The 12,947-nt window shown below is 29.9% G+C and carries 14 protein-coding genes; 5 read left to right on the top strand and 9 right to left on the bottom strand.

The window, feature by feature from the left end; all coding sequences use genetic code 11:
- Positions 1 to 49 precede the first annotated feature (49 nt).
- Positions 50 to 940 carry an EMYY motif lipoprotein gene (locus AC1Q7N_RS07215; RefSeq protein WP_001829568.1) on the bottom strand — a complete coding sequence of 297 codons (891 nt, stop codon included), beginning with the start codon at positions 938 to 940 and terminating at the stop codon, positions 50 to 52.
- A gap of 116 nt (positions 941 to 1,056) precedes the next feature.
- Between AC1Q7N_RS07215 and AC1Q7N_RS07210 the strand changes: the two genes are divergently transcribed.
- From AC1Q7N_RS07210 to AC1Q7N_RS07200, 3 genes are all read left to right on the top strand, one after another.
- Positions 1,057 to 1,584: a GrpB family protein gene (locus AC1Q7N_RS07210; protein WP_001829625.1), complete on the top strand. Its 528-nt coding sequence runs from the start codon at positions 1,057 to 1,059 to the stop codon at positions 1,582 to 1,584.
- Positions 1,585 to 1,700: 116 nt separating this feature from the next.
- Complete coding sequence (murB, locus tag AC1Q7N_RS07205) at positions 1,701 to 2,633, top strand: UDP-N-acetylmuramate dehydrogenase (protein ID WP_001829600.1); 933 nt, start codon at positions 1,701 to 1,703, stop codon at positions 2,631 to 2,633.
- A gap of 21 nt (positions 2,634 to 2,654) precedes the next feature.
- Positions 2,655 to 2,969 carry a CHY zinc finger protein gene (locus AC1Q7N_RS07200; protein WP_001829567.1) on the top strand — a complete coding sequence of 105 codons (315 nt, stop codon included), beginning with the start codon at positions 2,655 to 2,657 and terminating at the stop codon, positions 2,967 to 2,969.
- A gap of 150 nt (positions 2,970 to 3,119) precedes the next feature.
- On the opposite strand, the gene AC1Q7N_RS07195 is transcribed toward AC1Q7N_RS07200, so the two are convergent.
- The 8 genes from AC1Q7N_RS07195 to nrdI all read right to left on the bottom strand — a co-directional run bounded on the left by AC1Q7N_RS07195 (position 3,120) and on the right by nrdI (position 10,742).
- The gene (locus tag AC1Q7N_RS07195; RefSeq protein WP_145376470.1) at positions 3,120 to 4,163 is read right to left on the bottom strand and encodes a ferrated catecholamine ABC transporter substrate-binding lipoprotein SstD; all 1,044 of its coding nucleotides are present in this window, start codon (positions 4,161 to 4,163) and stop codon (positions 3,120 to 3,122) included.
- A 78-nt stretch (positions 4,164 to 4,241) separates the two neighbouring features.
- On the bottom strand, positions 4,242 to 5,021 hold the full coding sequence (locus AC1Q7N_RS07190; protein WP_001829596.1) for an iron ABC transporter ATP-binding protein: 780 nt from the start codon (positions 5,019 to 5,021) through the stop codon (positions 4,242 to 4,244).
- Positions 5,018 to 5,977 (bottom strand): iron chelate uptake ABC transporter family permease subunit, encoded by a 960-nt coding sequence (locus AC1Q7N_RS07185; RefSeq protein WP_002438903.1) that lies wholly within the window; start codon positions 5,975 to 5,977, stop codon positions 5,018 to 5,020. The genes AC1Q7N_RS07190 and AC1Q7N_RS07185 overlap by 4 nt, the downstream gene beginning before the upstream one ends.
- Positions 5,961 to 6,935 (bottom strand): ABC transporter permease, encoded by a 975-nt coding sequence (locus tag AC1Q7N_RS07180; protein ID WP_002438902.1) that lies wholly within the window; start codon positions 6,933 to 6,935, stop codon positions 5,961 to 5,963. The genes AC1Q7N_RS07185 and AC1Q7N_RS07180 overlap by 17 nt, the downstream gene beginning before the upstream one ends.
- 15 nt (positions 6,936 to 6,950) lie before the next feature.
- Positions 6,951 to 7,214 carry a hypothetical protein gene (locus AC1Q7N_RS07175; protein WP_002456931.1) on the bottom strand — a complete coding sequence of 88 codons (264 nt, stop codon included), beginning with the start codon at positions 7,212 to 7,214 and terminating at the stop codon, positions 6,951 to 6,953.
- Positions 7,189 to 8,157: a class 1b ribonucleoside-diphosphate reductase subunit beta gene (nrdF, locus tag AC1Q7N_RS07170; protein ID WP_001829597.1), complete on the bottom strand. Its 969-nt coding sequence runs from the start codon at positions 8,155 to 8,157 to the stop codon at positions 7,189 to 7,191. The genes AC1Q7N_RS07175 and nrdF overlap by 26 nt, the downstream gene beginning before the upstream one ends.
- Before the next feature lie 118 nt (positions 8,158 to 8,275).
- Positions 8,276 to 10,381, bottom strand: a complete 2,106-nt coding sequence (gene nrdE / locus AC1Q7N_RS07165) for a class 1b ribonucleoside-diphosphate reductase subunit alpha (protein WP_001829582.1) — start codon at positions 10,379 to 10,381, stop codon at positions 8,276 to 8,278.
- Positions 10,344 to 10,742 carry a class Ib ribonucleoside-diphosphate reductase assembly flavoprotein NrdI gene (gene nrdI / locus AC1Q7N_RS07160; RefSeq protein ID WP_001829589.1) on the bottom strand — a complete coding sequence of 133 codons (399 nt, stop codon included), beginning with the start codon at positions 10,740 to 10,742 and terminating at the stop codon, positions 10,344 to 10,346. The genes nrdE and nrdI overlap by 38 nt, the downstream gene beginning before the upstream one ends.
- A gap of 754 nt (positions 10,743 to 11,496) precedes the next feature.
- Between nrdI and AC1Q7N_RS07155 the strand changes: the two genes are divergently transcribed.
- Both AC1Q7N_RS07155 and queF read left to right on the top strand, forming a co-directional pair.
- Positions 11,497 to 12,372 (top strand): DMT family transporter, encoded by an 876-nt coding sequence (locus AC1Q7N_RS07155; RefSeq protein WP_001829684.1) that lies wholly within the window; start codon positions 11,497 to 11,499, stop codon positions 12,370 to 12,372.
- A gap of 13 nt (positions 12,373 to 12,385) precedes the next feature.
- Complete coding sequence (gene queF, locus AC1Q7N_RS07150) at positions 12,386 to 12,886, top strand: preQ(1) synthase (RefSeq protein WP_001832596.1); 501 nt, start codon at positions 12,386 to 12,388, stop codon at positions 12,884 to 12,886.
- Positions 12,887 to 12,947 lie beyond the last annotated feature (61 nt).

Here is a 12,947-nt window from a genome sequence, read left to right as displayed (position 1 = left end):
CTATGTAATGTTAACCATAAATTTTCATTTTTTTAAATTCAGATAGTATTTAATTTACACTTTCTTTTATTTTTTTAAATTCTCTTTTGAACGATTTATCCATTTCTGATATATCTTTTCCCTCTTTTGGCAATCGATCAACATCAATTTGAGCTAATTTTTCGCTAGTTTTAATCGTATCTACTCTCGTATCATAATAATTTTGCAAACTATAATACATCTCAATTGCATTTTTTCTAGCATTATCAACATGATTATCAGAAATATTTGTTTTATTAATATCCGTAATTTGTTTGTCAATAAGTGGTGAAATATGATTTTTGATTGCTTCTTTCGCTGAATCAGAATCATTATTTGAAGAATTTAAATATTTTTTAGCAGTATCTTTTAATTGTTGATTATTTTCTTCTAATTTTGATTTAAGTTGACTTGCATCTTCTTTATTTTGTGCTTTATTAATGTCAGACTCCACTTCAGTTCTATTTTTCTCGAATAATTTAGTATAATCCAAAATATCTTCATTATCTTTAATTGAGCGATTACATAAATCTACAAATTCTTTTAAATCATATATAGATTTCTCTTTATTTTCAACAGTTTTTAGATAATCCTCTTTCAAGTGCTTAACCTCATTAGTATCTGCTGTTAAATGTTGAGTGGAATTTTTATATTTTTTAAACTCAGGTATCAAATAGTTATTAATATCCTGCTGAAGTGCACGAAATTCTTTTTTATTTTTATCAGTGGTATCAGTTTTACTTAAATTATCTAACTCTTTTAATGGTATTTTATCCATAACTTTTTCTACACTGTGTTGTTTTTGATGAATTTCTTTATATTGACGTTCAAATTGTTTAATATCTCTTTTTGATTCATTTCCACAAGCGGATACAACTATGGTTAAAATGATAACTGTTATGATAAATAGTAGTTTTTTCATATTTGCACTCCTTATCACTAAACATTATACATAAACGTATTTATTATGAAAATGAATTGTGTTATAGTATGTCAGACTTTATTGTATATATTATTTTTATAAATGAGGAGTATTTCATGTACGCTAATGTCCAACCTTTTATTAAAAATGAATCTGTGAAACAATTTACATATGAATATAACAAAGTGAAAGACGTATTGTTTACTATTTTAGATTCTCCTATTAAATACACTCAGCATATCGGTGGTACCTGTCATTTTAATTATCAAACTGAGCCCATTTTAGATATACTTGTTGGTGTAAATAACTTGCACGATATTACTTCACTAGATGAAAAGCGCCTAAATTATGCTGGTTTTTATCGTTTGCACCATTCTTACAAGAAAAAAGTTGTCATGGCACGTTTTAATAATTTAAGTGAATTAAAACAAGAAGTAAGATTACATATTATTCAAATGGAAACTTCTCTTTTCAAACAATATCAAACAGTCAATCATTTACTACACAACGATAAAGCAATAGCAGAATGGTTTGCAAGTAAGAAAAATGAAATTGTGCAACATGCTAAAAAGATACGTGAATATGAGTCTCAAAAACAAAATTTGTTTGAGAAATTATATAAGGAATCTAATTTGTTATCGTAAAAACTCATAAAGTACGACATAACCATTTTATATTTATAATCAATTCATATATCCAAATTTCGCAAATAACTTTTATAATTGATATAATAATGTTGATATTAAGAAGATGAGAAAGGATGTTCAAAACATTGAATAAAAATGACATCTTACGCGGATTAGAGTCAATTCTTCCTAAAGATATTATTAAAGTGGATGAACCTCTCAAGCGTTATACATATACAGAAACAGGAGGAGAGGCAGATTTTTATTTATCCCCTACCAAAAATGAAGAAGTCCAAGCCATCGTAAAGTTTGCCCATGAGAACAGTATACCGGTAACTTATTTAGGAAATGGGTCTAACATTATCATTCGAGAAGGTGGAATTCGAGGAATCGTCCTCAGCTTATTATCTCTCAATCATATTGAAACCTCTGATGATGCAATTATAGCAGGTAGTGGTGCAGCAATTATTGACGTTTCAAATGTTGCACGTGACCATGTATTAACCGGTTTAGAATTTGCATGCGGTATCCCTGGGTCAATTGGTGGCGCCGTATTCATGAATGCTGGTGCTTATGGCGGAGAAGTTAAAGACTGTATTGACTATGCATTATGTGTCAATGAAAAAGGTGATTTATTAAAGCTCACTACAGCTGAACTGGAATTAGACTATAGAAATAGTGTGGTACAACAAAAACATTTAGTTGTATTAGAGGCTGCTTTCACCTTAGAACCAGGTAAATTAGATGAAATTCAGGCCAAAATGGATGATCTTACTGAAAGACGTGAATCTAAACAACCGCTTGAATTCCCTTCTTGCGGAAGTGTTTTCCAAAGACCACCGGGTCATTTTGCAGGTAAACTCATTCAAGATTCTAATTTACAGGGCTATCGAATCGGTGGCGTTGAAGTTTCAACTAAGCATGCGGGATTCATGGTTAATGTAGACAACGGTACAGCAACTGATTATGAAGCACTTATACATCACGTACAAAAAATAGTTAAAGAAAAATTCGATGTTGAATTGAATACTGAGGTACGTATTATAGGTGATCATCCCACAGATTAATTCTTCAAGGAGGACACATCATTGGCAAAGGTTTATGGATCACTCATAGATAATGAAACACGATGTACACATTATTATTCATCTTTAGATGTTATTGCCATTAAATTTAAATGTTGCAACAAATATTATCCGTGTTATAAATGTCATAATGAACACGTATCTCATACAATTGAAAGATGGGCTGAAAATGAGTTTGATGAAAAAGCTATTATGTGTGGTGTTTGTAAACATGAGATGCGTATTCGTGACTATATGATGGTAGAAATGTGTCCTCGTTGTAAAGCGCATTTTAACAGTCGTTGTAAATTTCATTATCATTTATATTTTGAAGTATAAATAACTTGTTACAAAGTTTTTGAAATATTTGAGCTCCTAAAGTGAATTTTATTTAAAAATTCGCTTTAGGAGCTCTTCTTATATCAACATTCTATTCATGCATTTAAAGTTTTCTTCTTATACCTCGGTTGATTTTCTCTTATTATAAGATTATTTTTCAACTTTCTCTACTACTTCATTTAATTCATCAATTTGTTTGATAGTTGTCGTTGAAGATCCTGAAGAGAAATACCATAGTTTTGGATCTAATTCGTAAATATGATTACTTTTTACTGCTTTTACATTTTTTATAACTTTGTTTTTTAAAACTTGATTTGTTGTTGCTTTACCACCTACAACTGAACCACGATCCATAGCTAAAATAACATCTGGATTCTGCTTGTTAATATATTCATTATTTATATTTTGACCATGCGGGCTTTTGCTAACCTTTTTGTCTGCAGGTTTAAATCCTAATGTATCAAACACTAAACCACCAAATCTTCCTCCTGGTCCAAACGTTGATAGTTCACCTTCGTTAACCAATAAATACATTACTTTCTTATTAAAGTCTTTAGTTTTATCTTTCATATCAGATATTTTTCTATCTAAATCTTTATTAATTTTTTTAGCTTTATCTTCTTTATCGTAGATTTTCCCTAAATTTTCTGTATTTTTTTTCATATCTTTAATTAAGTTGTCATCACTTGTACCTACATATACAACTTTAGCTTTTGGTGCAGCTTTTTTAAATTCATCTAAATTTTTCTGATTAGCTGTTCTTCCTGAAATAAAAATCACATCTGGTTTAGCTGATGCAACTTTATCAAAGTTCACTTCTTTTAAATTTCCAGTATTAATATACTTATCATCTTTAAATTCATCTAAAAATTTAGGTAAAGATTGGTTATTTTCACCTTTAGGTAAACCTTTTACTTTATCAGCCACACCTAATTCTTTCAACACATCAAGCGCTCCATAATCTAATACAACGGCATTTTTAGGATTCTTTGGTACTTCGACAGTATTAGAGATTTTTTTCTTATCACTGCCATTATTTTCTTTACCACTTGCTTCAAAACTATTTTTGATGGTTACAGTTTCTTTAGAATCACTATTTTTCTTTTTCGAAGTTGAATTATTATTCGAACTATTACTACAAGCCGTTAAAACTAAAACTAGAGACAATAATAAATATAAGACTGTTTTTTTCATATGTGCAACTCCCTAATCAAATTTATAATTTCTTTTCGTATGGATAACCTCTTTTACTATGCGTCTCAATTTTAATCATTAAACTGAGTCAAAAGTAGTTTCATCATAATATAGACAAATACGTTGTCCCCTTATCTCCTCTATACGTACTTCCATTTCATATAAACTTTTTAAAATGTCAGACTGAATAACATTATCTTTATCATCAGCTTTAACTAGCTCACCTTGTTTAAGCGCAATGATGTCGTCTGAATAACAAGAAGCAAAGTTGATATCATGTAATACGATAATGATTGTTTTATTTAACTGACGACATAAATCTCGTAACGTTTGCATAATCTGTACTGAATGTTTCATATCTAAATTATTTAAAGGCTCGTCTAATAATATATAATCAGTATCTTGTGCTATAGTCATAGCAATATATGCACGTTGTCGCTGACCTCCAGATAGTGTTTTAATATTACGATGTTTAATTTCATTAAGCTGTAATAAGTCAAGAGCATATTCCACTTTGTCATAGTCTTCTTGCTTCATTCGACCTTTTGAATATGGAAAACGACCAAATTTAACTAGTTGCTCGATAGTTATGTTCATATCAGTGTGATTAGATTGTTTTAAAATACTTAATTTTTTAGCTAAATCGTCAGTTTTATATTCTGAAATTTCTTTGTCTTCAATCAAAATTGAACCGTTCTCATAACTAAATAAGCGACTGATAGCAGATAATAATGTACTCTTACCAGCACCGTTAGGACCTATGAGTGAAGTCAATTTTCCCTTTTTAATATCTACGCTAATATCTTTTAAAATAGGTTTATTGTCTATCGTTTTATCTAAATTTCGAATTTGAATCAATTTGCATTTCTCCTTTTGACAAGCAAATATATGAAGTAACTTCCACCAACTAAATCTACTATCAAACTGAATTCAGTTGTTGCTTCGAATAGATTTTCAACTACCCATTGCGCTATAAATAAACTAATCCAGCTGAATAATATTGTTGCCGGTAAAATAAATTTGTGTTCATAGGTCTTCATAAATTCGTGTGCTAAGTTGACAGTTAATAAGCCAAGAAATGTTACAGGACCTATTAATGCAGTAGATATAGAGACGAGTAAAGCAACCAAAATAAGAAACATACGCGTCATATTCTCATAAGAAACACCTAGATTAATTGCTTGTGCTCTACCTAACAAAAGAACATCTAAATATGGTCGAAGTATTATTGTAACAATTATTAATATAACTAATAATATGCCTGAAACAGTTACTAATTTAGAATTTGATGCTTCAAAGCTAGCAAACATAACATTTTGAACTGCTAAAAAAGATTCAGGATTCATTATAAGTTGGAGAAAACTTGTAATACTACGGAAGAAAGTTCCTAATATTACACCAACTAGTAATATGAAATAGACTGAAAAGTGACCTAGTTTAAATATAACTTGAAATAATAGCAATGAAAAAAACACCATTGCGATCAAAGTGATTAAAAAATTAAGGTAGATATTTGTAACAACAGTTGCTTGTTCACCTAAAATAAAAATAGGTAAGACTTTGACAAATAAATACACAGAATCAAGTCCCATAATAGAAGGAGTTAATAATCTATTTGTAGTAATAGATTGGAAAATAACTACGGACGTTCCTATCGATGCTCCTACTAATAATATAAGAATAAATTTTTTGAAACGGCTTTGGAATTGATATTCAAATATATCAAAATCTAAACCTACCAATAAATAAAAAATTGCCATACAAATTGCCATAACGACCAGTATACTTATTTTTTTATTAGCGCTCATTTGCATAATTTTTCCTACCTTTCATTAGCAAGATTAGGAAAATAATTGTGCCAAATACACCTATCGTCAATCCAATATTAATTTCGTAAGGGTAAACAATTATTCTACCAATAATATCAGCAATTAAAACAAAAATTGCACCGAGCATAAGCGTGTGTGGTAAAGCATTTTTCAAATGATCGCCTCTATAGATAGATATGATATTCGGTACGATTAAACCTAAAAATGGTAATGTTCCAACAGTAACAACAACTAATGCTGTTAGCGTTGCTGTTATGAATAATGCTATTTTAATGATTTTTTCATAACTTACACCTAAATTATGACTAAAGTCTTTTCCCATACCTGCAATAGTAAAATGATTTGCAAATACAAATGCCAAAATAAGTAATGGTATTGTGAGATACAACACCTCAAAACGACCACTCGTTATAACTGCAAAGTTACCAGTTAACCAGTTTCCAATGCTTTGTAAAGCATTGGTTCTCAACGCTACAAATGTAGTAAAACTGGATAAAATACCACCAATCATAATGCCTAAAAGTGGAACAAAGATTACATCTTTTACACGGATAAGATTAATTAATTGGACAAATAAAAACGTTCCAACAATACTTAGAACAACAGCAAATAATAATTTGATTAAAATGGGACCATTAGGAAAGAACAACAATGACATTAAAATACCTAATTTTGCCCACTCCATAGTACCAGCAGTCGTTGGGCTTACAAATTTATTTTGCATCATCTGTTGCATAATTAATCCTGATAAAGCTAGTGAACTACCCGAAAGTAGAATACTAACTGTTCTGGGAATTCGACTCGAAAACAAAATGTTTATTTGTTCATCACTTAAATGGAAAATATCTATTAGAGAGAGCTGACTCACCCCTATAAATAAAGAGACAATAGTTAAAATCACTAATAAAATAAATAAGGTATAACCTTTAAAAATAAATTTCATTAGTTAATCTCCTTGCTAAATATTAAAGATGTATAAGGTCAATATACGAAAGTAATGATAATGATAATGATTATCATTAACATCAATATTATAGACTCTATTTTCTTTTTTCAATAGTTTTTTCATATTTTTTGGGAATTTTATAAATGTTTTATCCAGCAGTAATAATACATCAAAATATTTTATAATACCAACTTTCATAAAAAAAGAGATTCCTACTAATTTTAATAGAAATCTCTTTAAAAGTACTATATTAATTATCAAAAACAAAGTCTTCATCACGTAGAGGCTCAACATTTAAAGCCAATGTATAGCCATCACCTTTAACAGAGAAGAAATCGTGGTTCTTTGTAGATGTATCTAGTGCATTTTCAATAATAGGGTTAAACTCTCTCTCTTCGAAATATGGTTCAAAACCTAAATTCGATAATGCTTTATTTCCATTATATCGAACATAATTTAATACATCTTCAGCAAGACCAATATCATCATATAATAAATGTGTATATGAAACTTCATTATCATAAAGTTCATTTAATAATTTGTACATTTCTTGATCAGCTTTTTGTTTCTCACTTTCAGATAACTCATTACGTAGACTTTGTGCATCTAAACCTGTGAACACTCCATGTATAGATTCATCTAAAAGTATCTTACGTATAATTTCACCTGACGTAGTCATTTTTCCTTGTCCTGCGAGATATAATGGATAATAGAAGCCAGAATAGAATAGAAATGTTTCTAAGAATACACTAGAAACACGAGCAATATATTGATCGTAAATCGATGCTTCTTTACCCCAAAGTTTGTGGTAATTTTCTACAATTTTATCTGATTTATATTTTAAATGTGGCTCTTCAATAACCCAAGTATCCAATAAATAGTTGGTTTCACTAGATGGTAATAATGTAGTGAAGATATGAGAATAACTTTTCGCATGGATTTGTTCCATCATAGCCATAAATGAATAAACAGCTTTCTTTCTTAAATCAGTAGTATGAAGCATGATTAATGGCATACCATCATCAGCTTGATGTGTATCTAAACCTGTTAAACCTGCAAGCGCTTTTTTAAAAGTATTTTTCTCAGAATCTGTTAATGTTTTCCAACTTGCTATATCTTTTGATACTTTAAATTCTGTTTCCACCCACATTTGTGAGATATTTTGACGCCAGAACATATTAGTCATATCTTCTTGGGTGTTCCAATTTACCGCCTTCATTAAAATCCTCCTGTCATATTTATGTATAAAATAAAGAGTTTTGAACCAATGTAAATCTATAATTTAAAGAAATACATCAATTCATCACTCTACTCTAAAATCTTTACAACTTAATCAATTAAATCGCACAACTTGTACATTCTTCCACACTTAATAATTTATTACGTGTATAGTATAAAGATTTAAGGCCTTTATGGTGTGCATATACATATAATCTTGAAAGTTCACGTGTTGAAATTTCTGAATTAACATAAAGTATCGTTGAAATACCTTGGTCTACGTGAGTTTGAATTGTAGCTACTAAGTCAATAAGTTTCATTTGGTCAGTATTAAATGCTGATTTGTAGTACCACATTGTTTCTGGTGATAAAAATGGCATTGGATAAAATGTTTCCGCATTTCCATACGTACGACGTTCAATTTGGTCAACAATAGGCATAACAGAACTTGTCGCATTTTGAACATAAGAAATACTTTGAGTCGGAGCAATAGCTAATCTATAAGCGTGATAAAGTCCATATTGTTCTACTTTATTTTGCAATTCTTTCCAATCATTTGAAGTAGGTATATCGATACCATCAAAAAGTTGGCGAACCTTTTCAAATTTTGGTTCAAATTCTTGAGATGTATAGAATTCAAAATATTTACCATTTGCATAGTCTGATTGCTCAAAGTCTTGATACTTTTCTCCACGCTCTTTTGCAATTTCCATTGAACGTTCGATGGAATAATAGTTCATAATCATAAAGAATATATTAGCAAAGTCTTTTGCTTCTTCAGATTCATAGCCAATTTTATTTTTAGCTAGATAACCATGTAAGTTCATTACTCCTAGTCCAACAGAATGTAGTTCACTATTCGCTTTTTTTACACCTGGTGCATTTTGAATATTTGCTTCATCACTTACAACTGTAAGAGCATCCATACCTGTGAACACAGAATCTCTGAATTTACCTGATTCCATAACATTCACTATATTCAATGAGCCTAAGTTACATGAAATATCTCTTTTAATTTCATCTTCAATTCCATAGTCGTTAATTACTGATGTCTCTTGTAATTGGAAAATTTCAGTACATAAATTACTCATTTTAATTTGCCCAATATTTGAATTCGCATGTACTTTGTTTGCATTATCTTTAAACATAAGATATGGATAACCAGACTGTAATTGTGTTTGTGCAATCATATTTAACATTTCACGTGCGTCTTTTTTCTTTTTATCGATATTAGGGTTTGCAACCATATCGTCGTAATACTTTTCTAAATCAATATCATCTAAAGTCACACCGTATTCTTGTTTAACTGTATGAGGTGCAAACATATAGAAATCTTTACCCTCTTTAGCCAAATCAAAGAATTTAGAAGGTACAATAAGACCAGTCGAAATAGTAGATAAACGTAAATCTTCATCTGCATTCACTTTCTTAGTATCTAAAAACTCTTCAACATCGTAATGGAAAATATTTAAGTACACTGCCCCAGCGCCAGGACGTTGTCCTAATTGATCTGCATAACTAAATCCACCTTCAAGTGCCTTAGCAACAGGTAAAACACCTTTAGCTACACCTTTAATTCCTTTAATTGCTTCTCCACGTGCACGAAGTTTCGATAAATTAATGGCCACACCACCACCAATTTTACTAAGTTGTTTTGCAGTTGAATCAATGAAATTGATAGAATTTAAGCTATCGTCTACTTCTAATAAGAAACATGAAACAAGTTCTCCACGTCTTGCTCTACCTGCATTCAAGAATGTTGGTGTCGCCGGTTGATAACGTTGTTCCACCATTGCAGAAATAAATTGTTTTGCTTGTTTAACATTACCATTCGCTAAATAAAGTGCAACGATTGCGACGTGCTGATTATAATCCTCAAGAAACTTAGTTTTATCATTCGTTTTTAAAGCGTAATCCTTATAAAACTTACTTGCCGACATATAACTAGCAAATTGGAAGTGAATTGATTTTGCGTATTCAGTAATTTCAATTAATTCTGCTTCGCTATATTTTTCGAAAACATTAAAATAAAAATTATTATCAACAAGATAATGAAGTCTTTCGATTTCATCATCAAAAGAAATCATTTTATCATGGATTTCTTCAAGATACACTTTCAATGCTTCTTGATCTTTCTCTAAATCAAAGAAACCATTGTCTTTTCTCTTGGTCACTTCATTATTTAATTCAATATGATTGTATTTCTTTTCTTCCATGGTTTTCATTGAAATTGCCCACCTTATCCTTAAATTCAATAATGTCTTTATTTGTCCCTTGTACTTCAAACTTCATCATTAATGGAACTTTATATTCCTCAGAAATTGTATGGCCAGCTTTAGCGAAATTTTGTCCCCAATTTCGATTTCCACTCGCAGCAACAGCTTGTAACTGAGTATGATTTACATTTAAAAAAGATTGAACCGGCTGCGGCACCTCTCCAAATCCAATAGTGCCAGTAACTAAAATGTAGGGTTCATTAACTGATTCGTTACAATTATCTTGAGTAATTTCAAATGTATCTTTAATACCAGCACGACTAATAAATCGTCTAACATTACCAGAAAATGAATAATATACTACTTTCATTGAATCACCTTCTTTCGTCAACCATTGATTCAGCCAAAAGTAGATTAGAAATGATTAAATATCTTTAATATAATTTAAATCATCTACTTATAAAAACAGTTGAAAATAGTTACTTTTACGTAAAATTTTTTCAATCTGTAAATAGCCTTTAAAATATATAAATAACCACAATATATAGTGGTTAAAACTTAAATTTGCACTACATGATAAATTATCTTTTTAGTAGGGTTTTACTATAATTGCAATATTTTCGAGATAAAAGTAGTGTCAAATTGCATTAAAATGATTAAATTCTACAACGTTAAATTCTCAGCTAAACACTATATATAGTGTTTGCATTTCTAATTTGATACTATATTCTGTGTTTCATTATACATAACTCATATCACTAATGAAAGTTAAAAATTGATGGCAGAAACAACCTATCATTTGGAAAGTGCATCACTACGAGATTAGTGTCATTATTTTAAAATAAAAAAATTTTTTTGAGTGTCTTTACTTGCTTTTCTATTGAAATTAGACATATAGGGTTAAAAGAATAGTTACGTAAATTTCTACAATAACAGATATAAATTACATTTTTAAAAACATGATTCTAGCTTTTTATTAAATTGCGCATAAGAAATAACAATCTTTAAAAGCGAACATTTGTTCGTTTTTTATTATAGCTCGTTTCCATTGAATTATCAAGAACTTATGCATAGTTAGATTTTATATGCTAATATAATGTCGTTAATCATATAATATTGAGGCGATGATATTGAATTCAAAAGTTAAAGGTATTATTGCTATATTGATTTCAGCTGTGGGTTTTAGTTTTATGTCAGTCTTTTTTAGATTGGCCGGTGATTTACCAGTCTTTCAAAAATCTCTAGCTAGAAATTTTGTAGCCATGTTTATACCATTATTTTTTATTTATAAATATAGGCAACCTATGTTTGGAAAATTAAGTAGTCAACCCCTACTCATCTCACGTTCAACACTTGGGTTAATTGGTGTCTTACTTAATATCTACGCAATTGATCACATGGTATTAAGTGATGCTGATACATTAATGAAATTAAATCCTTTTTGGACAATTGTTCTTAGTTTAATTTTTTTACATGAAAAGGTAAGAAAATATCAAATCACGGCGATGATTATTGCTATAATAGGGATGCTATTAATTGTTAAACCAGAATTTTCATCATCAGTTATTCCTTCAATAGCAGGATTACTATCCGGTATTTTTGCAGCTTCTGCCTACACATGTGTTAGAGCACTCAGCACTCGTGAAAAACCTTATACGATAGTGTTTTATTTTTCATTATTCTCAGTTGTAGTTCTTATACCTTTTTCAATATTTACTTATACACCTATGACAACAATTCAAATTCTTTTCTTACTCGGCGCTGGATTATCAGCAGCTGTAGGACAAATTGGTATAACATTGGCTTATAGTTTTGCTCCAGCAAAAGATATCTCCATCTTCACATATGCGTCTATAATATTTACTGCATTATTTGGATTTATTCTGTTTGGAGAATCACCTGATATGTTTGCAACAGTAGGATATATTGTCATTATCGGAGCAAGTTACTATATGTTTGATAAAGCAAGACGTGAAACAACTATAAATCAAAATAATTAAAGGAGCTAGAAAATTGACACAAGGACGTCAAAAAGATGAATTAAAAGATATTACTTTATTAGGCAATCAAAATAACACTTATGAATTTGATTATAGACCGGAAGTTTTAGAAACTTTTGATAATAAGCATCAAGGTCGTGATTATTTTGTTAAGTTTAATTGTCCTGAATTCACATCACTATGCCCTATTACGGGTCAACCAGATTTTGCGACAATTTATATCTCGTATATCCCTAATATCAAGATGGTGGAATCTAAATCATTAAAGTTATATTTATTTAGTTTTAGAAACCACGGAGATTTTCACGAAGATTGTATGAATATTATTATGAATGATTTAATTAATTTAATGGACCCACATTATATTGAAGTTTGGGGTAAATTTACTCCGAGAGGTGGCATTTCCATAGATCCTTACACGAATTATGGTCGTCCTGATACAAAATATGAAAAAATGGCTGAACATCGATTAATGAATCATGACATGTATCCAGAAAAAATAGATAATCGTTAATATATATTTTATAAAAATCTCTACTGTTATATTTGATGGTAGAGATTTTTTGTTGCACTTT

This window comes from Staphylococcus sp. GW823-FHT05F06, assembly GCF_058795495.1.
Note: the sequence above shows the minus strand (reverse complement) of the source record. Positions and strands in the feature narration are given on the sequence as shown.

Bases quoted from the DNA above. Each gene is read 5' to 3' on its own strand.
- AC1Q7N_RS07175 (WP_002456931.1), bottom strand. From the start codon at position 7,214: ATGAAGACTTTGTTTTTGATAATTAATATAGTACTTTTAAAGAGATTT.
- AC1Q7N_RS07215 (WP_001829568.1), bottom strand. From the start codon at position 940: ATGAAAAAACTACTATTTATCATAACAGTTATCATTTTAACCATAGTT.
- nrdF (WP_001829597.1), bottom strand. From the start codon at position 8,157: ATGAAGGCGGTAAATTGGAACACCCAAGAAGATATGACTAATATGTTC.
- murB (WP_001829600.1), top strand. From the start codon at position 1,701: ATGTTCAAAACATTGAATAAAAATGACATCTTACGCGGATTAGAGTCA.
- AC1Q7N_RS07210 (WP_001829625.1), top strand. From the start codon at position 1,057: ATGTACGCTAATGTCCAACCTTTTATTAAAAATGAATCTGTGAAACAA.
- nrdI (WP_001829589.1), bottom strand. From the start codon at position 10,742: ATGAAAGTAGTATATTATTCATTTTCTGGTAATGTTAGACGATTTATT.
- nrdE (WP_001829582.1), bottom strand. From the start codon at position 10,381: ATGAAAACCATGGAAGAAAAGAAATACAATCATATTGAATTAAATAAT.
- AC1Q7N_RS07180 (WP_002438902.1), bottom strand. From the start codon at position 6,935: ATGAAATTTATTTTTAAAGGTTATACCTTATTTATTTTATTAGTGATT.
- AC1Q7N_RS07195 (WP_145376470.1), bottom strand. From the start codon at position 4,163: ATGAAAAAAACAGTCTTATATTTATTATTGTCTCTAGTTTTAGTTTTA.
- AC1Q7N_RS07185 (WP_002438903.1), bottom strand. From the start codon at position 5,977: ATGCAAATGAGCGCTAATAAAAAAATAAGTATACTGGTCGTTATGGCA.
- AC1Q7N_RS07155 (WP_001829684.1), top strand. From the start codon at position 11,497: ATGATATTGAATTCAAAAGTTAAAGGTATTATTGCTATATTGATTTCA.